Here is a 22119-nt window from a genome sequence, read left to right on the forward strand (position 1 = left end):
CCTAATTAATTAGTTAGTACTTATTCTGAAAAAGGCTTTGAATAATGCACAACACCTTGCGCATTTTTTAGTGATCCCTCTGTTAACTCTAAGGCCATAAAGAATTCTTCAGGTACGTCAAATGGAGCATATATATTCCATAAGCTAGCTGGTTTAAATCCAAACTTTGGATAGTAATCTTTATGTCCTAAAACGATTACTGAATGATAACCAAGCTCTTTTGCACGTTTTAACGCAGCGTGAATTAATTGACTTCCAACTCCTTGTTTCTGATACTGAGGAAAAACGGAAATTGGAGCAAGTGCCAAAGAATCGATAGCGGTATCAACATCTATAATTGTTATTTTAGATAAAAGAATATGACCTACAGGGTCTGCATTCTGATTGAATGCGACCAATGAAAGTTCAGGAATAAAGGCATCTGACTTTCTAATCCGTTTTACAAGTAAATGTTCTTTCTTATCGCTGTATTCTTCATTTAAAAAAGCGCTTTTAACAACTTCTTCAGTTTTATTATATTCTTCAGTGAGTTCTTGTTTAATTAAGATATCCATTTATAGTCTCCTGTTCATTTGGTAAATTACCGCTTTTTATACTCCATAAATGGGACTTCCTTTATGCACACAGTCATCAAGGAAGCTTACTCACCCAGCTCTAAAAATAAGTTTAACAACCAAAAACCTCCAAAATTAGTATGTATATATTTTATAGTGTTATATTTTATGAGTTCACCTTTAATACATAATATTTGTAAGTTATTTATGGTAAAATATACTATATATGTTAAATGAGAGTGTGTAAAGAAGAGGTAATATCTGATGTTGAACGTATTATTTATATGTTTAGTAAGCTGCTTCATTATTTATATTGGGAAACGTGTATGGAAAAAAGGTAGTACTAATTTCATTGCTGGGTATGGAAAGGTATTTACACCTAGAAATGAAAAACAGCTCGCTAAAGGAATTGGGCTTATTATTATGTTATTTGGCTTTGAATCTATGATATTTCCTATTCTCTCTTTGTTTTTTGAAGGGATTGGCTTTTATTATGGATTGCTGGTTGTTTTGAACTTCTTCCGGAAGGTCGTTGTGTAGTTATGACAAAGACGACTTAAGGCATCCAATCTCTTTTTAGGAGAAGTCAATTCAAATAATATTCGTTGCTGTATCCTCTTTTCAAAAAATGCTTTAACAATTATTTCTTCTTGCTCTCTGTTCATTATACTGCCCCCCTAGAATGCGAACATGATAGAGTTTGTTCCATACGTCGAATACACATTAACCTTACAAAAAGTGATTTTGTATGCTGATGCTGTGATCGCTTTTTAGTACGCTTCAAAATGATTCAAAAATCAAGAAAATAATAGCAAGCTCTAAAAATCCTAAGGTTATAGAAGCCATGTATTAGTAGAGCGGATAAGCCATGCACCAGCTAGTATGACCATTAATTACTTTGAAACAGTCTGATTTACATGCAAAATTTCAGGTGAAATATAAATGGATAAATAAAAACCAAGAGCTAATATCTAAGATTTTCTAAATAAAACTAACAATTATTAAGTTAATTTATTATACAGTGTAATGGTAAAATGAAACAATACTATTACAAATGAAGAAATTTATGTAATTATTTTCTTCTAATTAACTAAAGATAAGAATACAGGAGATACTTTATACCTAAGTATAGAGTTAAACTAAAGAAAATTTAGGAAGATAAAACGCTACTAGAATTAAATATGATAATTGATGATTTTGTATATAAAGTAGAGGGATTAATAGACGGGATTACAGATAGTCTAGAAAGTATATCAGAAGCAAGAATATGAAGTTTATGAACATCAGATTAAAGAAGGTGAAGTTTTGAAAAAAGAATTTTATCAGGGAGATAGTTTTTGGAGCGACGATAGTGAATATGAGCGTATAGATTATCCGATAAATGATGAAATCATAAAGCAAGCTGAAGCTAGTTTAGGTTTTAAGTTACCTAGTTCATTATTAGATTTAATGAAAATAAAAAATGGTGGGGGATTAAACTACCCATACTTTATGTTACCTGATGGAGATACCGAAAGTATTCCTTATGGGCAAAGAACAAGGATTAGTGATATTGACCCTATACATTTTGAAAATGATGATATGAGTATCTTATCTTCCGAAGAATTATTAAAAGAAGTGGAACTCTCCGGTGAATTTGTGGTTTTGTCGACAGACTTTCACTATTGGGTCGTGTTGGATTATCGTAATAGATTACAAGATCCCGCTGTAATGTATATCGCAGAAAACTATGCGGCTTCAACATATGATAATACAGAATGGGAGTATATCAAAATAGCAGACACTTTTGATGATTTTCTAAAGCAATTATTTCGTGTACCACCATTAGATTCAAAACAATTAAAAAGTAGCTATAGTCGCAAATAATGATTAAGGTAAAGCAACTACAAGCTAATGCATTAAAGGGTCCACTCATTATCTCCCAAGATGGCAAGGATATTGCGAAGTATAGGTTAGATTCAAACCAATGAACATGATTATAAATTTAATTAGATTAATAGCTTGCTAACTCTGAGGGTATTCAGAATTACCAAGCTATTGTTTTTATATTGAAACGTTTGTATGTCGATTTACTTTATATAGCTTTTTTAAGCAAAATAAAATTGATTAGCCCAATTATTTAGTCACGATAAGCGCTCGAACAATTTCATTCCAATAGTATTTGAAGTTTTTTTCACTGGTATCTTTTTGCGTTAGACTCATTGATTCCTTTGTATTCTCTTTTTTTATAGACATTATGATTTCCCCTTATCTCTTTATATTTAGTATGTTGTGGTTTGATTTACCATATTTTATAATGAAATTAACAATCGTTACAGATGAACATTACGATTGAATCGATCGGAATATCCGATTATACAGAGGTGAGGACAATCGAAATAAAACAACTAATTACATTTAAAACAGCTGCAGAAAATTTAAATTTTACATATACAGCTAAAATTTTGAACTTTGCTCAATCAAGCGTTACCGCTCAAATAAAAGCTCTTGAGAATGAACTTGAAACGCCTTTATTTGAACGTTTAGGGAAGCGCTTGGTTTTAACAGAGGCAGGTAGAGAATTTAAAAGGTACGCCGATAAAATGATTCAACTGACTAAGGAAGCAAAAAACGCTGTAAGTGGAGTGGAGGAACCTGCGGGTACGCTTATTATTGGATCTTCTGAAAGCCAGTGCACGTATAGATTGCCTCCAATATTAAAAGAGTTTAAGGATCAATTTCCAAAGGTTAAAATGATTTTTAAACCCATTTACTCTCAAGAACAAACGAGAGCGCAGCTACTAGATGGAACTCTTGATATTGCCTTTACATTGGAGCCTATTCAGCATGAGGATGCAAATCTACATACGCAATGTCTTGTTGCAGAAAACTTAAAAATTATAGCTTCTCCTCAGCATCCTTTAGCTGATAAAGCGGAAATCTACTTAGAAGACCTTGAGGATGAGACTCTTTTGTATACTGAGTCGGGGTGTTCATATCGGGTAGTATTGGAAAACTTGTTTCGTGAAGCGGGTATTTGTACATCAACTAAATTTGAATTTGTAAGCGTAGAAGCTATTAAGCAGTGTGTAATGTTAGATTTAGGTATTGCCATACTACCTGAAGTAGTAGTAAAAGCGGAGGTTGAGAAAGGTATATTAAAAGAATTAGTGTGCACTAAAGTTGATACACCTCTTTATACACAAATGTTTTGGCATAAAGATAAATTCATGTCTCTTCCTTTGCAATCTTTTATTCAATTAGCTTGTAATACCTTTGGGTTAAATTATAAGGGGATTGAAAGTAAGAATCTCTAAGTACATTACACTGACTAAAGACTTATAAAGGGTATATAAAATAATCTCACATTATTTTTAATAAGATAAGAGGTGAAGGGAATTTTCATTACTTCACTAATATATAGATGAACCTTAATAATCTAGATTTTAATCGATGAAATCTGAGTTAGGAGTTGATCTGATTTGGAAATGAGAGTAAATAAAATTGAACTAAATGGTTTAACATTTCAATATCGAGAGGTTGGAGAAGCTTCGGCACCTGCCATTGTTGCACTTCATGCTTTGGGAATGAGTGCAGAGTCTTGGGACGAAGTAGCAGGTGTATTAGGAAAGGAATATCGGTTTTTAGCTTTAGATCAGCGAGGACACGGTGGAAGTGAGAGAACTGACGCGTATACGTTTGAACTCATGTGTGATGACTTGCTTCAGTTTGTAAATACGATGAATTTGGAGCGCTTTACGTTAATTGGGCATTCTATGGGTGGTACGGTGTCCTATCTTTTTTCTGAAACATTTCCAGAAAGGGTAGATCGGCTGATTGTTGAAGATACTCCTCCACCTTTTACAGGAGAGAAGTTCGAAACTCCTTCCAAACCTCCTGGTTCTTTACCGTTTGACTGGGAGGTTGTACCTTCAATTCTTAACCAGTTGAATAACCCGAATCCTAAATGGTGGGGAAGTCTTACAGAGATAATTGCACCTACTCTCATCGTAGGAGGAGGTGCCAGCCATATTCCTCAAGATAAATTGCAGGAAGTTTCTAAGCGCATTCCAAATTGCAAATTAGTAACGGTAGAAGGGGCTGGACATGAGGTGCATGCAGGAAACTTAACAGCCTTCTTAACTGCTGTGAAAAGCTTCCTTGATTCGTGACTTACTGGAGCTTTTATTTAATTGGAAAGATTGTTTAAGTAAATAGCATTTTTAAAAGTTATTAAACTTTTATAGAAAGGGAGACTATACGTTAGTCTCCCTTTTGATCTACGTATATGTTAATATATAGATTATATGTAATAAAATTCATAATTAAATAATTTTTATGGAAGATAAATAAATGCCTTTTAATAGTAATAGGGAATGCTATAACTCATTAAATGAGCATGTTTGAAAGGAGGAGAGTTTCTTGTTGAAATTTATAGAAAAAGGTTTTTTCTATGGCCTTATTTTAGGAGGATCATTAGGTTTCTTTGTGATTCCATATAAAGAAGTTGAATCAGTCGGTGATGGTGTAACAGAAACAACCTATTTAAACCTTATTGATTTTATTATTCATCTAATTCGGTTTAGTGTAGTTATAGCTATACTGGGAGCGGTAATAGGTTTCTTTCTTTATAGAAAAAAGAGTTTGGAGTGATTCACCCAAGCTTTTTCCTACTGGTGATTAAATACATTATGGTAGCTGATAATTAAATGGTGCCATATAAACATATATCTAGTTCGTGGAGGACTAAATTGAAAAAACGTTTTAGTCAACATTCACTGTGGTTATCGTTGCTTGGGATGGTTGTTGGTATTGGACAATATTTTACACCCATACATAGCCCCAACATTTTGTATGTATGTATCACTGTTTACTTGATAGGATTCTCATGTGGAATAATAGCTTTTGGGAAACAAGAAAAAGGGCTGATGAAATATTTTAGTTTAATCTCTTTTGTAGTAATCCCAATATTTATTATGGCGAGCTTTTTATTTTTTGCAATGAATTTTGGTGAAAAATAAAAGAAGCAGGCACATTATGTTTGCTTCTATTTGTTCACCAAATCCGTGATTATAGAAATGATTTTAGAAGAAGGTATTTATATCAAATATTTTTATGTTAAAATTTGTATGTGAGATGTAAAAACACAGTTCGGTTGGTAGTCCGGATGCATTGATATGTATCAATGTCAGTAACCTTCCCCTCCTCGGGATGTCCATCATTTCATAGTATGTTTAGAGGAGGGAATCGTTATGTCACTAACGATTTACCATGATGGTCAGTTTTGGGTAGGAATTATTGAAGTTGTAGAAGGCGGTAAATTAAAAGTATTTCGCTATGTATTTGGAGCAGAACCAAAAGATACAGAGATATTAGACTTTATTTATTACAGATTGCTAGATGTGATTAATCAATCGTTTCATTCAGGTCTTGATGTAAAAAGAAAATCTAACAAAAAGGTAAATCCAAAACGTTTACAGCGCCAAGTAGCAAAAGAAATAAATAAAATTGGTATTTCAACTAAAGCTCAAGAGGCTATGAAGCAAGAGTACGAAGAAAAGAAAAAAAGTAGAAAAAAGAAAGCTAAGCAATACCGTGAAGAACTAAAGGAACAAAAGTATTTGATGAAGAAACTAAAGGCGAAAGCTAGGCACAAAGGTAAATAGAGAGGCTGGGACAAAAGTATTTTAGACGAAGTGAAAAACGAACTATTGATCAAGATGTTTGATTAGTGGTTCGTTTTCTTTGTTAGGGTAAACGTAGGTTTCATGTGTGTAGGTCTTTCTAGCAGTTGATTGGAGGGCAAGGCGAAGACTCCTGCCGGAAAAGCGGAACAGGTGAGACCCCATAGGAGCGTATGCGACGAGGAGGCTCAGCGGCCGCCCGCGGAAAGCGAAGTCTCGCACGGAAATCAACTGCAGTGTCACAAACGGTTCAGCTCATGTATCCTATTTGTTCGTCTTTAGATTGGATTCATTTAGTTATGTCTCAACCTCTTATTCTTTTACTATAGGAACATTATCAAAAAAATGTTCTCCAATAGCTGCCGTTTTAACTGTTTTATTTATCTTTTCTTTATTATCATCTATAAATTGTTGCGTTTTTTCTTTATCAAATAACTCATTGCTCCTTGGTAAAGTTTGAATGTTTGTGGAAATAAACTGTTCCATTTCTTCTCTAGACACTGAAAATTTTTGATTGTCTACTCTAAAGCTGTAACCTTCAGCATTAGGCACTAATATTGTTAAATAAATAGCATTATAAAGAAAATTTTTTTCTAATGTATTCTTACCGTCAAACCAATATTTTAACATTTCATCTTCTGATAAAGAGCCCTCTTTAGCACCATAAATTATTTTTGGTGTTTTATTATGTAAATCAATTTCTTTAAATGTTTCTCCTTCAGGCAATGCTCTTACGATAGCTACCACGTTAGAATTATCTCCAACATAAGTTCCGCTATGCTCTTTAAGCTCTTTTACATCAACAGTGTTAATGCTTGTGACTTCTTCTTTTGAAGAACAGCCGGTTATACCTACAAGGATTAATAAGATTAAACAAAAAAACATCTTAAAATACTCCATAAAAACCTCCATTTTCTTACTAAAATACCCTTATATGGATATTTTACGAATTATCAGTGTATCGTAAATATGATGTTTTGAAAAGATGTAGGTACTTTCGTACAAAATACCCTTGCTATAGGAGACGTTTTGTCTACTGTAAGTAGAAGGAAGGAACTTTGAAACATGAAAAGACCCCAAAGCTTTCTTAAAAAAGCGCTTTGAAGTCTTCATGTCTCATGTTTTGCTAATCCCTACAATTGATTCGATAATTTGTGCCCAGTCCTCACTATGAACTTCATGTCCTGTACCATCAAGAGCTATTAATTTAGCATGAGAAATACCTTTTGCAAGAGCAAGCCCATGTTCGTATGGCAGTGCCGGATCTTCTGTCCCATGAATAATCAGTGTAGGTATAGTAATTTCACTGAATCTGTTATAATATTGGCCTCCTCCTTGAAGCAAAGCATGGTTAAATCTACTCGGCAGCTGTTTGGCGCGGGCAGCTTCTCTTTCTGCTAGCTTATACATTCTTTCCTCTTCATAAGGTTTTGTCCCACTTAAAATTTTCCATCCACCTGCAAGGTAGGGAACGGTTGCCTCTTGATTTGACCAGTCTATGGAAGTGCTCTTCGTGTGGTAATCAAGTATATGCTGATCCATTGGGGGCAATTTTTCCGCCTCCGTTCCAAATACGCTTGATGCAATTAAAGTAAGGGAGTCTATGCGATCCGGATATCTAAGAGCAAGGATTTGTCCTATCATCCCTCCCAAAGACATTCCAACAATATGAGCTTTTTCTATAGAGTAAGCATCTAAAACACCAATTGCATCGTCAGCCATATCCGTTATTGTATAGTTAGAAGTACCGGGTGGATAAGTGGTAGACCGACCTAAATCACGATGGTCGTAACGAATAACAAATCTCTCCCGTTCAGCGAGGCGAAGACAGAAGTCTTCATCCCACCAATCTAATGAGGACATTGCTCCCATTATTAAAAGTACAGTAGGGTTTTTGGGGTTTCCAAAACTTTCTGTACAAATCTCAACGTTATCAATTTTTATTATCTCTTCATTCATTTGTGTACCTCCTTTTAAGTGTTAGAGAAATGAAAAGCAGTCCTTTATTCAGTTCTCTAAAATGAGGATATTTCCTTTTGAAATTTTATTTAGGAAATCCATTATTCTGCCTATCTCTTTACCTTTTTACTAAAAAGTAAAATATAACGTTCTTGAAAATGTAACTAAGGGAAGAGCCTAAACTTGTTGGAGACCAGAGAGATTCAGCGTTTGCTGTCTGTAACATGTTGATAAGGCAGGAAAGTTGAATGCACGTATGGAAAACTACTTATGTGAGGTGAAACAAGAATGAATGATTACTATGGAGAGCTCTGCACAAGGTTGTACGAGATTGATAAATCTTTTGCAAATAGAAAAGAGCTGGAGTTTTATCTTTCTTTTGTAAAAGACCAAAATATGAAAGTGTTAGAACCAAAGTGTGGTAATGGTAGAATGCTTATTCCATTTATGCAAAAAGGAATCGATATTGAAGGGTTCGATGTTTCTAAGGATATGCTTAAAGCATGTGTGGAAAAAGCTGAAAGAATGAACCACAAACCTAATGTATGGTATCAAGACATTGGGAATTTTAAGAGCAGCAAAAAGTATGATCTTATTATGATACCTTTCGGCTCCTTTTCGCTGTTAGCTGATAATGTAGCTGCTAAGAGTCTTCAAAACATGAAAGCAGTTTTAAAAGAGGACGGGAAAATAATTTTAACTATTATAAAGAAAAAAAGTGAAATTGAAGAACTAGTAGATTGGACTGAAACGAATAGAGTATCTTTTAATAAAGAAATCATCGTCGTTTACAAAAAAAGCTTCTACGATAAAAGAACTAGCTCTTTGAATACTAAGATAAGATATGAATTGCTTCAAGGAAATAAAACAAAAAAGGTGGAGATAATGGATTTTCCTCTTCGACTTTATGGCTCAGAAGAATTTGAAAGTATCCTTAATTCTAATGGGTTTAACAACCTCACTGTTCATGAAGTAAAAGATGGCTACGGAGAAGGCATCTCATTTTTTGTCTATGAGTGCCGAATATAGACATTGTAATGCCTTTTAAACTTTAATTACATTTTTTCATTCATTACAACTTGATAGATTAATATACATATACAGGATTGCTGAATTCTTGTGCTATTGGTGAGCATATGAATTCAGCGTTCCCATGAGGAGATGCTTTATGAAGCGGTTAATAAATAAAATTGCGATTGTTACTGGTGCTAGTCGGGCAAAAGGTATTGGTACTGAAATATGCAGGGAATTAGCTAGAGAAGGCGCAGATATTTTTTTCACTCATTGGTCAAAGTATGATCGTTTAATGGATTATTGCAATGAGGATGATTTTAATTGGTCGAAACATCTTATGGAAGAGATTCGCAGTCTGGGAGTGCGATGTGAATCAATGGAATTGGATTTATCGCAACCCGATGCACCAAGAAAGCTTCTTGATACAGTTCAAAACAAACTAGGTTCTCCATCAATCCTTGTAAATAATGCAACACATTCTGTGGACGTAGATTTTCGTTCTATAGATGCTGATATGCTTGATGCTCATTATAACGTGAATGTTAGAGGGACGTGTCTTTTGACTGTTGAGTTTGCACGTCTAATCGAAGGTAAGCATGGCGGTCGAATTATTAATATGGTGTCAGGTCAAGATAAGTCACCTGAGCCTGGGAATTTGGCTTATGTTGCAACAAAAGGGGCTGTTTCTACGTTTACTAAATCAGTTGCTATTGAATTAGCACCTCTTAAAATTACTGTTAATGCTGTAGATCCTGGACCAACTAACACTGGCTGGATGAGCAGTGAGTTAAAGGAAGAGTTACTGCCAAAGTTCCCAATGGGTCGACTTGGTGAGCCCCGGGATGTCGCAAAATTAGTTATCTTTTTAGCAAGTGAAGAATCAGAATGGATTACCGGACAAATTATTCACTCAGATGGAGGCTTTTGGTGATTTAACATAGTAGCGGTCTTCCACTTTTTTAGCGGATTTTTGTATGAAACAAGTAGTTAAAAGGATCTTCGAATGAAGATTTTTTTTTATAATGTTAAGTAACATCACAATAACCGAGTTTCTACACCTTATCAGTCAGTCCCAAAGGATTGTTGATAGGCTATAAAGGAAAAAGTACGGGCTTTTCTAAATTAGTAGTAAAATGAGGTATTTCATTTATGATGAATGCTTTATCACTTTCACTTATTGACGACAAATAGGATATGTTCAGAGGGAATGTTTATATGTCAAGCTTTGAGGACGAAGAAGTGCTAACAGGAGGGAATGTCTCTAACGTTTATCGCTCGGGAAATACTGTACGACGAGAATTAAAATCAGATAGTTATAAATTTCATAGGCTATTAAAGCATTTAGAGAACAAAGGTTTTAGCTATGCACCGAAATTTTTAGGCATTGATGAAAAAGGGAGAGAGGTCTTGTCATTTGTTTTAAAGGCTATTGGCATAATCAAGAGGCGACTGACAAAGTCCTTAGAGATGGTTGGTTTCATATGGGACGCTGGAAAGATAGATCAAGACGGCTTTTTATATATTATGGGACGTTATAAAGATGTTATCGTATACGGCGGTGATAATATCTATCCTGATCAGGTCGAAGAAATAATTGAGCAAATAGATACAGTTATAGAAGCTGCTGTAGTAGGAGTAGAAGACCCAGTTTATGGAGAAAAACCTAGAGCATATGTGGTAAAAGATCCTCATTCTTCTTTAACAAAAGAAGATATCCTAAAATATTGTAGAGATCGTCTAGCAAGCTACAAAGTTCCAGAAGTTTATTTTATTGATAAACTTCCTAAAAATCAGCTCGGTAAAGTATTAAAAAGAGAACTAAAATGAAGATAGTTAAAAGCGTGGGCTGAATGCAGTCCACGCTTTTAGGATGGGGGAGATCATACATAACAAAAGCTTCATCATTTTAACGCAAAAATGTTAAGTAGACAGTTTCTTGATATCAGTGTAACAAACACGAAGTGTATTCTCATACTCAGATTCGTAGCCTGTAAATACCACCTTTTTTTCTTTATTATCATATTGAAATCCGAAATTTTTTAAATCATTTCTCAATATATCTTCACTAATTTTCATGGAAGAAGCAATCTCCTCATAAGTATCACCATTATTTAGCTTTTGAATAATCTCACCAATTAACAAATTACGACCTCCAGTAGTATACGTGTCTTAAGTAATACTTTATCCTGAATAGCTGCTTTTATGAAATGCAAGTAAAGGTTAACAATTTAAATGAATTTGGTATTAAAAGAAGTGTAGAAAGCCACACGTTTCTACTGAGAAATTATTCTTCTTGTCCTTGCATTTCTCACTAATAATAGTAAGTATCACCCTATGTTATTACCTGGGTTTGCTGAAAAAGCAAAGAGAATATTCTCTTTGCTTTTTTCTTGGCTTTAATATTTACTGCTCTTTTTCTGGTGCCATTTCAACTTTACCTGGCCAGAAAGCAAATCTTCCTAAAACCGTAGTGATCGCAGGTACAAGGAATGGTCGCACAATAAATGTATCTAACAGAACACCTAAAGCCGTGATAATTCCGAACTGAACCAGAACTTGAATAGGCAGTGTTGCTAGAACCGCGAAGGTAGCAGCTAAAATGATTCCAGCTGATGTGATAACACCGCTTGTTTCGCTTACGCCTTCTTTAATTGCTTGCTTTAATGGCATGTGCTTCTTTTTCTGCCAGATGCTTGAGATCATAAAGATATTATAATCCTCACCAAGCGCCACTAAAAATACAAATGCGTATAAAGGAATCGCTCCTTGGATAGCATCTGCCCCCATGATGTTGTGAATAATGAGCCAGCCTAATCCTAAGGCTGCACTGTAGGACAAGATAACCGTTCCAACCAAGTAAAGCATGGCTACAATGGAACGCAAGTAAGCCAATAGCAGGAGTGATATAAAAATAATAATTAATGGGACAATAATACTGTCGTCTTTATCACTCGTGGTCATTGTGTCATACTGTGTTGCTGTTTGACCGCCGATCCATACTTTGGATTTGACTGCGGAAACTCCGGACTGTGACAGTGCCTTTTCAGCTGCATCTCTCAAGTCTGGAATAGCTTCCATTGCTTCTATACTATATGGATTCACATTAAACGTGACGTCATATATTTTTAAATCCTCATTATTTGTACCACTTTGAGGTGCAGAAACGGTACTAATAAGATCATTTTTCTTTAATGCTTTTTCAAGGTCTACCGATTTTCCTTCCGTATCAATGACTACTTGTGCTGGTGCTAGTTCACCAGGGGAGTAAGCATCAGAGATAATCGCAAATCCTTCACGGGAAGGCATATCTTCAGGGAAGGAAGACAATAAATCATACGTATACTTGATTTGACTAGAATAAATGGATAAAGCTCCAAAAAAGACTAGACAAGCTACAATGATTGTCCATGGTTTAGTCGTAACCACATTACCAATCCAATTTCCGAAACGGTTTTTCTCTTTTCGGTCACGCACCGGCTTTCCTTTCTTTTTCGCCAATTCTTCTTCCATTTCAGGAGTACGAGGGACGAAGGGATAAAAAGAACCTCTTCCCATAACCGAAAGCAGGGCGGGGATAAGTGTTAAACTTGCTAATCCCATAACTAGAATAGATAAGCTAAAAGGGATTGCAAAACGATGGTAAGCACCGTATTTTGCTACAATCAAGGCCAGAAGAGAGATGACAACTGTAAATCCACTCATAGCTATAGCACCTGAAGCACCTTTAAAGGCGTTGATAAGTGCTTGTCTCTTATCTTTTACTTTGCGAAGCTCATCGCGATAATGGGAAATTAAAAATAAGCAATAGTCTGTTCCTGCTCCAAATAACAAGACCGTCATAATGGATATGGACTGCGAGTCGACCGTAATCCATCCTTTATCTGCTAAAATACCGAGAATTGGACTCAGAACCCCATAGGCAAAACCTACACCGATTAAAGGAATAATCGCTAAAATTGGGGAACGATAAATAACAAGAAGTAAAATTAAGACTAATAAAACTGTTGCAATTAGTAACGAAACGTCTGCTCCTTCAAATAGGCTGGTTGCATCTACTTGAATTCCTACAGGCCCCGTAACACGCGTGCTTAGTTTATCTTTTTCATCTATATCTGTCGCAAAAGAATCATATGAAACGTTTTCTTTTACTTGTTTTTTAACAGCGTCTAGATTTTTTTCTAGTACATCCGTTTCAACGTTTTCTTTAAAGAAAATGGGCTGTACAAGCGTTGTACCGTCTTTCGAAATCATTTTTTGTAGAGCTGCTAACGGTAATTTATGCAAAGGCGGAGTAGACGTTTGTTCTTCTAATGGTTTCTTTTCTAAACCTGCCGCCACTTGCTGAATAGCTTTTAGATCATCGTTGTTCAAACCTGATTCTTTGTGCCATGTAAGTAAGGCAGGAACCCCTGATGAGTTAGGGAATTCTTTCTTTATGAGATTTTCAGCTTCTACGGAAGGTGAATTCTCACTTAAGTTTGGTGCATTGTTCACTTCTGTCTTATTCACGGCAGGCCAAGCAATCGTTAGGACTACAGTTGCCAGAATCCATACGGCAATCACAACCCATCGACTCACTTTCCCAGTCATAAATCGGCTGAATGTTGCTAAAGGTGATTCTTTCATTAATTCTCCCTCATTTCCAAATCTGTTTGTTTCTATTACAATATATATAGAACCTTCAATAATTATATATACCAGAAGGTTAATTAATCAACTAGTTTAAATGTGGCAATTTCTTGAACTAGAAGGAGGGCCCTTATGAATACGAATCAGACACCGAAAAAAAAGCCAGGCAGACCCAAAATAACAACTGAAAATAATATAACAAGAGAGCAAATTTTAAAGACTGCTGCCCATTTATTTATGGCATATGGATATGAAAGAGTCTCAATGGAGCAAGTGGCTGAGGCTAGCGATGTGACTAAGGCTAGTGTTTACTACTACTTTAAAAATAAGGCAACTTTATTTACCGTTTCGGTATCAAGTATGTTCCAACGTATTACAAAACAGACAGAGAAATTATTACAAAATTCCAAAGGGCTAAAACACAGATTATATGAGGTAACATTGGATCATTTAAAGAGACCACATATTGATTTTGAAACATTATTGCAGGAAGCGACTTCTTCGCTTACAGAAGATCATATTCATGAAATTCGTGAGGCAGAGAAAGCCATACATCAGGCATTGGAGAACGTATTCAAACAAGCTGTAAACAACGGTGAAATTGTCACAACAAGCCCTCGCTTGCTTGCGCATACATTTTCTATGGTCACAATGATTCGGAATAAAAAAGAATTAATAGCTGAATTAGGAGGACCTGAAAAAACGGCTAAGGCTCTAGTAGATCTTTTTTGGATAGGGATTGGTCCTAATTGACCTTTTTTATTTCGTACAAAGAAGAAGTAAAGAACTGCTAAAAAGTATTAATTAATACTTTTTAGCAGTTCTTTTAATTGATCGCAATTACTTTGTAAGGTAAGCCGCAAATAATAACGATTACATATTAACTGGCCACCTTATATGGAAACGTTAGCTCAAAGTGTTTATTAACAATCTAAAAAAGCGAGGTTAGACGATAAAAACGTAAAAATTTAATAATTTGGTTTTTATTTGTATTTTAAGAAATATTTTATAGAAGGTTAGTGTTAAAATAATGAAAATCCTAGCTTTTAGGGTTGCCTTTAGTATATATGGTTATTCTATTGTAAACACAACCTTTAGCATAACAGCTTACATTTTGGAAAGGGGAAAAGCGGATGGAATCTATTTGGCTCGAATACGTATGGGCATTATTGATTCTAATCGGGTTAGAGGGGTTATTGTCAGCCGATAATGCTCTGGTACTAGCAGTTATAGCCAAACATTTACCCGATGATCAGAAAAAAAGAGCGATTAATTACGGAATTCTTATGGCATTTATTTTTCGATTTGGAGCTCTTTTTGCCATTTCATTTATTGCCAACGTCTGGTGGATACAGGCCATAGGAGCAGCTTATCTTCTGTATTTGGGTTTGAAGCATGTCATTAAGGCCAGGTTTGGGAAACATAATGAGAATATTCATAATGATGATGAAAAGGAGTCTGCTGGAAAGGGATTCTGGCCGACAGTGGGGAAAATTGCGTTAGCCGACCTTGCTTTTGCCATTGATTCTATTTTAGCTGCGGTCGCTATAGCCCTTGGACTTCCGGATTCACAATTTGGAGAAATCGGTGGTATGGACGGAGGGCAGTTTGCAGTTGTAGTTCTTGGAGGGATTGCAGGTCTTATTTTAATCAAGTTTGCAGCGACCTGGTTTGTAAAGCTCCTTGAAAAACGACCTGCCTTAGAAACTACAGCATATGCCATTGTTGCCTGGGTAGGTGTGAAACTTGCTGTTATTACTCTTGCGCATAAAGATATTGGTGTCCTAGATCCTCATTTTCCCCATAGCACCACTTGGACCCTAATTTTCTATGGAGTATTAGTTGGTATCGCTCTATTGGGTTGGTTTGCACCGGGTAATAAGTCATCAGAGAAACCATCGGCCTAAAAGGTAATCGAGTGTAATAAGCAACCGTAAATTAGACTTCTATTTGAACATCGTTTTCTCTCATTATTTGGCCGTAAATTACTCTGAATATAACACCAACAAAAGAGAGAACAGCAGCCGTGATGGTAATGCGTAAAAAGTTAATAAAATCACACCTTTTTATAAAGTGTATTACCCTTTTTTACACTATTAAAAAGGTCTAGAAATAAATGCTTACACTTTGACAATTATATAGTTAGAAAGAAAATAACCTAAGAACATAAGCGAGTTAAGGTTATATAAAAAGTTCATTTTCGGTATGTCTAAAGAGGAAAAGAAGTCTATATTTTATTCTCTTGAAAATAGATAATTTACCCCATTTTATACAATATTCAGCCGATATTTTATAGTCTTTTATCCCATATCCCAATAAATTGGTTTTAATTGGCTGGTGAAGGATACACCTATTAGTAGAACGACATATTCTATGGGGATAGAGGAGGAGAAAATAGTGAAAGAAATTAAAGTAGCAGAAAATAGCGGTCAGGCAAATAAATTCATTGAAGATTTCTTTAAAAACGGGTTTAGTAAAAGTGAAATTTATTTATTAACCTATAACAAAGAGCGCTCGGAATATTTAACAGCTACAACAAATACAAAAGCATATCGAGTTTCTGATCAAGGAGTTTTTGAATCTGCAGTTAATAAGTTATTTTCTCGTGAAGATGAACTTCATTCTAAAATGGCCTCTTTAGGTTTAACCCGAGAAGAAGCTGAACAATGTGTCGGTGAAATGAAACAGGAACGTATAATCATTATCGCAAAGAAAGATATGTAATGGTTTTCTTATACAATAACCTTTGAAAGAACTAAGTGATCGAGAAAAATTAGTAAACCTTGCTAGCATGTTGCTTTATATATAATATTTGTTCTTCTGTATGAATGTTTTATGAATCGGAAAGATACTGAATTAAAAGTATCTTACAAGAATCGTTTACTAATCTCATATGGAGGTGAAAGGATAATGATTCAATTTCTTGGTATTCACATAGGGACGTTATACTTTCCTACAAGTATCCTTCTAATTACTTTATTAGTTTTAGTAGGTTTTATTATTTATTTTCTTAGTAAAAGAAAAAGAAATAGAGATCAAACGATTCATTCGAATGAGAATAGGGTAAAGGGGAAAAGAGGACAAGATAAAATTCTGTAAATAACCTAAAAGAAGAATTACTGTGTTTTGTCATCAAAAAGAATTGCAGTTTGAAGTGAAAGTAGATCATCCTAGTCCTAAAATTTCTGATACAGCCTTACACGACGGTTTAATCCGGTAAGAAAGTAATTTTTAAATAAATGTAGAGAGGGCCCTTGAATTCATTTCTAAGGGCTGTTTTTATTTTTATTATGTAAAAAACAGATGATCTTTTAACCTTCTATTTTTTACTATTTTCTATTTATAAATTCAAAGAGCAGTTTATTAGCGTTTTTTAAAATCCTAAACAAGCCATTGAACCCTTGATAAATTTGAAATAGTAGTCTAACCTTCTTAATAAGGAGTGAAAATTATGAATGAAAACATTTCGGGTATCGATTATCAGGAAGTCATTGAATATGCATTAGATCCACTTATTATTCATTCAAATCATAAAATTATATATGTTAACCACGCAGCTGAACATTTTTTTAGAGGAAAAAGGGAAGATATTATAGGTGCAAGTCCTTTAGATATATTTCAAGAAACATCTAAGGCAGCGATAAGGAAAAGAATTCAATCGGCTTACGAGCGCCCAGCAGAGCTCATTGAGGAAACCATATTTAGAATGGATGGAACAACCGTTAATGTTGAATTATATTGTCATCCCTTGCTGCTGGGAGATAAAAAAGTAATCCAAACCTATGTGAGAGATATTACGGTAAAAAAAGAGAGTGAAACAAGACAAAAAGAAATAATAAAGCAAATAAATGAACTGTCTACAACCCTTGTTCCTCTTTTAGAGGGAATCGCTGTACTTCCCTTAGTAGGATCCATAGATGAGGAAAGAGCAAACCAACTTTTAATGGCTGTTCCAGTAAAAGTGCAGACCCAAAATATAAATTGTTTAATTATAGATTTTTCAGGTATTTATACATTGAATTCAATTGTAACGGAGCATCTTTTTAAAATTAATAGCGTTATGTCACTACTTGGAGTGCAATGTATCTTAACAGGATTAAGACCAGAATTATCTCGCTCTGCTGTACAGCTAGGTATTAATTTAGATTCTACCCAGACAATGGCTACTGTAAAAAATGCACTTCATTTTTTGGGAATTACTTCTAGTAAATAACCGGTGAAATGAAAATAACCAAAGCAACTTTTACGTTTTTAAAGATACATATTATATGAATCTTTAGATGGTATTAAACCTTTCAGAGGAATTTTCTAATTAAAGGAATAGTGGCATCATCTTTATGGTTTCGTGCTGTTTTAAATATTTTTAGGTGGATTTTTTAAATTAGATTTGTATCTTGTATACATTAGAAAAACAAAAGAAACTCCTGAACATATACCAGGAGTTTCTTTTGTTTAAAATAACATATTGTGAAATCGCACGTTTGTTAAATAAAAGATAGAAGAATCATTGAATCGCTTTCTTCAGTTTAAGATCTTGTATAAAGCTTCAGAAGCGTTATCTATATCATAATCGTTATAATTTAAGGTTTTTTGATCCGTAAGTGTAGTGATTTGAAAAATCTTAGATGTTTTACAATACGACAATTCCAGTAATTCAGGAATGGTATGAGTAATAGCACTATCCTCATATTGAATAAGAGTATAAAGCGTTTTTTTTATTTCAAGTATATTCATAAAAGTACCTCTTTCCATTATAAGGAAACTCAGGGTACAAAGAGACCACATAATTTAAATTTATGTTCTTTCTCTATTGTAACATATGAACGTATAGAAAAATACCTGCCGAGAACAGACAGTATGGTAACTGCAATTGTAAATTCTATGCACTTCTAATCCTGCTAGCTGATCAGTTAAAAAGGCGGCTATCAATAGAACATGTTCTTCTTATAATAGAATTACCTTAAATAAATTTAGTAATAAAAAAGGGTAGATTATTAATCTATTTTATTGCTTTATAAACAACTGGTGAGGAAAGTTTAATCAATGTAGATGGCTGCCCAAAAGACATAGATTCATCAATAAATGTTTCAAGAGATTGAACGGAATTAGTTAAAACTTTTACTAAATAGTTGTATTGACCTGCCAAACGGTGACATTCGATAACTTCAGGGTGTTCTTTGCAATATTCTACAAATTGTCTGCATTTTGTATTGCTGTATAAAATAAAAGCAGTTACAGGTTTGTTGAAATTTTCAGGGTTAATTATTGCTCTATATCCATCTATTATATTTTTTTCTTCAAGTTTTTTTACTCTTTCATTAACAGCAGGGGTAGATAAACCAACCAGCTTTCCCAACTGTGTAACGGACAAACGAGCATTCTCTTGTAGATGTAGTAATATATTTTTATCAATTTCATCCATAAAACATACCCCGCTTTAAATTATAAATTAAAATAATAAATTTTCCGTCAATATTAAAGTTATTAATTAGTAATACAATAAGAAAGATATGTAAAAATAGAAATTTATAGAATACAATTTAATTATATCAAAAGGAGGGATTTAATGGCTTTAGAAATGAGAAATACATGCGAAAAGTGCAATAAGAAACTCCATAATAGCTCTGTTGCTTATATCTGTACACATGAATGTACATTTTGTGATAAATGTAGTGAAAACGCGATGTATATTTGTCCTAACTGTGGAGGAGAACTAGTTAAAAGACCAAGGGGTAAAGAAAATTCGTTAAGTTGCTCACTGAGCTTATCATAAATTTAGACACAACACTGTATAGATAGTGCAGTCAAAACAGCTACGATCAATGGGGTGGGCATTCAACAGCAAACCGTAACGGGTTTAAGTACGGAACAAATTATAAAACATCATAGTGAAAGTCTACATGGTCATTACAATGTTGGACACTTTTCAATTGTCAGAAATGCAGAAGAAGAATTGTTTCGTCCCACACATTGTTCTTATAGGTAACTATTGCACGAAGACAAAGATTTTTAGAGTACTGAAAATCGAATTCAGTAATCGATTGATTTATAGATAAAACAAAAGGTAATAGTACATAACTAAAATAAAGCCCTAAAAGTGTTTAATCGACGCTTCTTAAGGCTTTATTTCTGCCAATCATTGTGTCTCAATCGTTCTTTATTAAGCAGGAAAGCCTCCTGTTGGCGGTGGCCATGCTCCATTTAACCTTCTCATAATGACAATTTCACCTAGATGATAGCTGTTGTGAGAAGCAACGTTACGCAGTAATCCCCCTGGGGTTTCACTTGGCCAAGCATCCAGAGGTTCTTCGATTGCTAATGTATCAGCTAAGTGACAAGCTTCGTCAATTCCATCACAAAAATGCTCGATCGTCTTTTTCCATTCTTGCTCATCAGATGGAGCTGGATGTTCGGGCCAGCTTTCACTCACACTTTTCGGTTTTTCGGGTTTTTCTCCTTTAGCAAGGGCAAGTAAAAAGTCTTGCCAATAGCTCATATGCTTTACTAATTGATAAATAGAATAAGGTAATTCCTTTTGTTTATGTGAAGCAAGTTCCATATTAATATCGGTTATTGCGTTAATCGTTGGAAGATGACCTCTTTCACCTCGCAGTGATTTGATAAGTGCATCACGAAATGCTGTATTCGTTTTTGTCATGTTTTTTCAGGCCTTTCTTTTTCAAAGTACTAAGCTTGTAACAGTCTAACACAAATCAGTTTAATATATGTACTTCCGCGATTATAGAAATACAAAATTCCAAACAATAGGTGAAATGTGCTTGGGCGCATACAAATTTACAAATAGACGATTTTTCGTTTATAAGCCACCTTTGTATCATGAAATGTGGTTTAATATAAATTATATAGAAATAAGTAGAAAAAGGTATCTTTATGGAAAGTGAAAAAGACTATGTAATTTTGAGAAAGACGATAACCACCCTTTCTACAAGTTTTATTGTAGCTTACCTCTTGGCAATAACAGGTCCGGTTCTACAACTAATTGAGGGAGAAGAAATTTTAGATAATACCAGAATTGGCATGGCAGGATGGCTGCTCGTGTACCTTTTTTATGTAGGTGCAATCATTGCAGTATACGGAAATTTTGTCTCAGTTATACTAGACACCATTCGGAAGAAATGGTTTTCAAAAATGAGATGGCTATTTGTCTTCTTCCACGGCATGTTGGGCTTGGTTAACGGTATATTTTTTCAGGATATACACTTAGCTTATTATGGGATGGTAGCTGCCATGTTATATGCATGTATAGATTGGTGGGTAGAAAGAAGAATTGACAGGGAAAAAAGTACAAAAGTATTACTAATTATACCTCTTATTCTTTTACTGCTCAGTTGGAGTATATTAGAAGCGATATCACCTAATCTTCCGTCATTTACCAAAGAAGATGCCATAGAGTTTGCGACAAGTGGTGAAGGAACAGATATTGATTTATTTCCTGATAAAGCCGGAACATGGAAAGGAACTTTTGAAGGGTATCAAATCGAAAGAAAAACTCGTGCTAAAAAATTAAATAAAGAGTTTTATCTAGTGACGTTTGAAGAAAAGTGGACTAAAGGTAAACAAAAAGGACGCTATGTAATGTCTTATAAAGTAGATCGCAGCAGTGTCTCAGGGTATGGCGGAAGTGGCACAATACCTCCTTATTATGAGAAGGTATTAGAACAATAAAATAGTAAAAATTAAGTTTATGAATAAAGGAGCTTTGATCTATGTCTAAAATTTCTCTAGCAGAGGCTGTGAAATTGAAAAGTGTATTATCAAAACGAATACATGAATTAGAAGAAGAGATGGACCGAGTTGCATTTGTAGAGATTGAAAAAGGGGAGAAGATTCCTCCTCAAGCTCGATCACTATCTCATGTTGAACAGGATTTAGAGGATATTCGAAAGGATTTGCGACTGCTTGATAAATTAATGTATGAGGCCAATATTCAAAATAATATTACTTATAATGAACACAAACTAACAATTGTAGAAGCAATTGAATATGCCACTCAATTACGTGCCAAAGCAAGAAAATACAAGGAGTTTGGTTCATCATCTAAAGAAGAATATCCTTACTATGGAGAAGGGGTATCCATTATTAAAGTGGCTACATTTGATCCTGAAGAATATCGTCTAAGAGGTCTAGAGGTTGAAAAGAAAGCAAATAGATTATCGAATTTAATTAACGCTAAAAACTATCAAATAGAGTTAGAGTTTGATGGAGATAAATATTTTTAATCCTTGAAGAGGTGAGACTCCCTTCAAGGCATAGAAGGAGAATGTTTAGTGTACTCAAAG

24 protein-coding genes and 3 pseudogenes are annotated in these 22119 nt (G+C 34.5%); 19 read left to right on the plus strand and 8 right to left on the minus strand.

What is annotated here, in order from left to right; genetic code table 11:
- Positions 1–20: 20 nt before the first annotated feature.
- Positions 21–554 (minus strand): GNAT family N-acetyltransferase, encoded by a 534-nt coding sequence (locus tag LIS78_RS08360; RefSeq protein WP_252284968.1) that lies wholly within the window; start codon positions 552–554, stop codon positions 21–23.
- 264 nt (positions 555–818) lie between these two features.
- Here LIS78_RS08360 and LIS78_RS08365 point away from each other — a divergent pair, with 264 nt between their 5' ends.
- The 8 genes and pseudogenes from LIS78_RS08365 (at position 819) to LIS78_RS08400 (ending at position 6546) form a co-directional block, all read left to right on the plus strand.
- The gene (locus LIS78_RS08365) at positions 819–1094 is read left to right on the plus strand and encodes a hypothetical protein (RefSeq protein ID WP_252284969.1); all 276 of its coding nucleotides are present in this window, start codon (positions 819–821) and stop codon (positions 1092–1094) included.
- Between the two features lie 765 nt (positions 1095–1859).
- Positions 1860–2420 carry an SMI1/KNR4 family protein gene (locus tag LIS78_RS08370; protein ID WP_252284970.1) on the plus strand — a complete coding sequence of 187 codons (561 nt, stop codon included), beginning with the start codon at positions 1860–1862 and terminating at the stop codon, positions 2418–2420.
- A 506-nt stretch (positions 2421–2926) separates the two neighbouring features.
- On the plus strand, positions 2927–3850 hold the full coding sequence (locus LIS78_RS08375) for a LysR family transcriptional regulator (protein WP_195783297.1): 924 nt from the start codon (positions 2927–2929) through the stop codon (positions 3848–3850).
- Between the two features lie 165 nt (positions 3851–4015).
- Positions 4016–4705 (plus strand): alpha/beta fold hydrolase, encoded by a 690-nt coding sequence (locus LIS78_RS08380; RefSeq protein ID WP_116072968.1) that lies wholly within the window; start codon positions 4016–4018, stop codon positions 4703–4705.
- A gap of 250 nt (positions 4706–4955) precedes the next feature.
- Positions 4956–5186 carry a hypothetical protein gene (locus LIS78_RS08385; RefSeq protein WP_195780591.1) on the plus strand — a complete coding sequence of 77 codons (231 nt, stop codon included), beginning with the start codon at positions 4956–4958 and terminating at the stop codon, positions 5184–5186.
- A gap of 98 nt (positions 5187–5284) precedes the next feature.
- Positions 5285–5554 (plus strand): hypothetical protein, encoded by a 270-nt coding sequence (locus LIS78_RS08390; RefSeq protein ID WP_195780590.1) that lies wholly within the window; start codon positions 5285–5287, stop codon positions 5552–5554.
- A 231-nt stretch (positions 5555–5785) separates the two neighbouring features.
- Positions 5786–6199, plus strand: coding sequence for a YjdF family protein (locus LIS78_RS08395; protein ID WP_195780589.1), 414 nt, complete (start codon positions 5786–5788; stop codon positions 6197–6199).
- Positions 6200–6324: 125 nt separating this feature from the next.
- Positions 6325–6546: pseudogene (locus LIS78_RS08400) on the plus strand (hypothetical protein).
- Here the strand turns inward: LIS78_RS08400 and LIS78_RS08405 are convergent.
- Both LIS78_RS08405 and mle read right to left on the minus strand, forming a co-directional pair.
- Positions 6530–7117: a DUF4825 domain-containing protein gene (locus LIS78_RS08405; RefSeq protein ID WP_252284971.1), complete on the minus strand. Its 588-nt coding sequence runs from the start codon at positions 7115–7117 to the stop codon at positions 6530–6532. The pseudogene LIS78_RS08400 and the gene LIS78_RS08405 sit on opposite strands and share 17 nt — an antisense overlap.
- 216 nt (positions 7118–7333) lie before the next feature.
- A complete protein-coding gene (gene mle, locus LIS78_RS08410) occupies positions 7334–8176 on the minus strand; it encodes an alpha/beta fold macrolide esterase (RefSeq protein ID WP_252284972.1) in 843 nt (280 codons plus the stop codon).
- A gap of 288 nt (positions 8177–8464) precedes the next feature.
- Between mle and LIS78_RS08415 the strand changes: the two genes are divergently transcribed.
- From LIS78_RS08415 to LIS78_RS08425, 3 genes and pseudogenes are all read left to right on the plus strand, one after another.
- Positions 8465–9205: a methyltransferase domain-containing protein gene (locus tag LIS78_RS08415; RefSeq protein ID WP_252284973.1), complete on the plus strand. Its 741-nt coding sequence runs from the start codon at positions 8465–8467 to the stop codon at positions 9203–9205.
- 139 nt (positions 9206–9344) lie between these two features.
- Positions 9345–10121 (plus strand): SDR family oxidoreductase, encoded by a 777-nt coding sequence (locus LIS78_RS08420; protein WP_209151335.1) that lies wholly within the window; start codon positions 9345–9347, stop codon positions 10119–10121.
- Positions 10122–10608: 487 nt separating this feature from the next.
- A pseudogene (locus LIS78_RS08425) lies at positions 10609–11017 on the plus strand (class I adenylate-forming enzyme family protein); the annotation flags it as partial.
- Between the two features lie 93 nt (positions 11018–11110).
- Here LIS78_RS08425 and LIS78_RS08430 read toward each other — a convergent pair.
- On the minus strand, positions 11111–11332 hold the full coding sequence (locus LIS78_RS08430) for a hypothetical protein (protein WP_195780584.1): 222 nt from the start codon (positions 11330–11332) through the stop codon (positions 11111–11113).
- A gap of 261 nt (positions 11333–11593) precedes the next feature.
- On the minus strand, positions 11594–13816 hold the full coding sequence (locus LIS78_RS08435) for an MMPL family transporter (protein WP_209151336.1): 2223 nt from the start codon (positions 13814–13816) through the stop codon (positions 11594–11596).
- 135 nt (positions 13817–13951) lie between these two features.
- Between LIS78_RS08435 and LIS78_RS08440 the strand changes: the two genes are divergently transcribed.
- The 4 genes from LIS78_RS08440 to LIS78_RS08455 all read left to right on the plus strand — a co-directional run bounded on the left by LIS78_RS08440 (position 13952) and on the right by LIS78_RS08455 (position 18032).
- Positions 13952–14572: a TetR/AcrR family transcriptional regulator gene (locus LIS78_RS08440; protein WP_209151337.1), complete on the plus strand. Its 621-nt coding sequence runs from the start codon at positions 13952–13954 to the stop codon at positions 14570–14572.
- Between the two features lie 380 nt (positions 14573–14952).
- Entirely contained in the window at positions 14953–15726 is a 774-nt protein-coding gene (locus tag LIS78_RS08445; protein WP_209151338.1) for a TerC family protein, read from the plus strand.
- A gap of 490 nt (positions 15727–16216) precedes the next feature.
- The gene (locus LIS78_RS08450; RefSeq protein WP_209151339.1) at positions 16217–16543 is read left to right on the plus strand and encodes a YflT domain-containing protein; all 327 of its coding nucleotides are present in this window, start codon (positions 16217–16219) and stop codon (positions 16541–16543) included.
- 727 nt (positions 16544–17270) lie between these two features.
- Positions 17271–18032 (plus strand): PAS domain S-box protein, encoded by a 762-nt coding sequence (locus LIS78_RS08455; RefSeq protein ID WP_195780579.1) that lies wholly within the window; start codon positions 17271–17273, stop codon positions 18030–18032.
- Positions 18033–18340: 308 nt separating this feature from the next.
- On the opposite strand, the gene LIS78_RS08460 is transcribed toward LIS78_RS08455, so the two are convergent.
- Both LIS78_RS08460 and LIS78_RS08465 read right to left on the minus strand, forming a co-directional pair.
- Positions 18341–18553 (minus strand): hypothetical protein, encoded by a 213-nt coding sequence (locus LIS78_RS08460; RefSeq protein WP_195780578.1) that lies wholly within the window; start codon positions 18551–18553, stop codon positions 18341–18343.
- Between the two features lie 265 nt (positions 18554–18818).
- Positions 18819–19241 carry an Lrp/AsnC family transcriptional regulator gene (locus tag LIS78_RS08465; protein ID WP_195780577.1) on the minus strand — a complete coding sequence of 141 codons (423 nt, stop codon included), beginning with the start codon at positions 19239–19241 and terminating at the stop codon, positions 18819–18821.
- A gap of 144 nt (positions 19242–19385) precedes the next feature.
- Here LIS78_RS08465 and LIS78_RS08470 point away from each other — a divergent pair, with 144 nt between their 5' ends.
- Positions 19386–19592: a DUF1272 domain-containing protein gene (locus LIS78_RS08470; RefSeq protein WP_116072923.1), complete on the plus strand. Its 207-nt coding sequence runs from the start codon at positions 19386–19388 to the stop codon at positions 19590–19592.
- A 6-nt stretch (positions 19593–19598) separates the two neighbouring features.
- Positions 19599–19805, plus strand: a pseudogene (locus LIS78_RS08475) (cysteine hydrolase); the annotation flags it as partial.
- 174 nt (positions 19806–19979) lie between these two features.
- Here the strand turns inward: LIS78_RS08475 and LIS78_RS08480 are convergent.
- Entirely contained in the window at positions 19980–20477 is a 498-nt protein-coding gene (locus tag LIS78_RS08480; protein WP_195780575.1) for a DinB family protein, read from the minus strand.
- 233 nt (positions 20478–20710) lie between these two features.
- Between LIS78_RS08480 and LIS78_RS08485 the strand changes: the two genes are divergently transcribed.
- The gene (locus tag LIS78_RS08485; RefSeq protein ID WP_209151341.1) at positions 20711–21505 is read left to right on the plus strand and encodes a hypothetical protein; all 795 of its coding nucleotides are present in this window, start codon (positions 20711–20713) and stop codon (positions 21503–21505) included.
- A 41-nt stretch (positions 21506–21546) separates the two neighbouring features.
- Positions 21547–22059 (plus strand): DIP1984 family protein, encoded by a 513-nt coding sequence (locus LIS78_RS08490; protein WP_195780573.1) that lies wholly within the window; start codon positions 21547–21549, stop codon positions 22057–22059.
- The last annotated feature ends 60 nt before the right edge of the window (positions 22060–22119 follow it).

Origin of the sequence: Priestia megaterium (assembly GCF_023824195.1) — a bacterium.
GTDB classification, from domain to species: domain Bacteria; phylum Bacillota; class Bacilli; order Bacillales; family Bacillaceae_H; genus Priestia; species Priestia megaterium_D.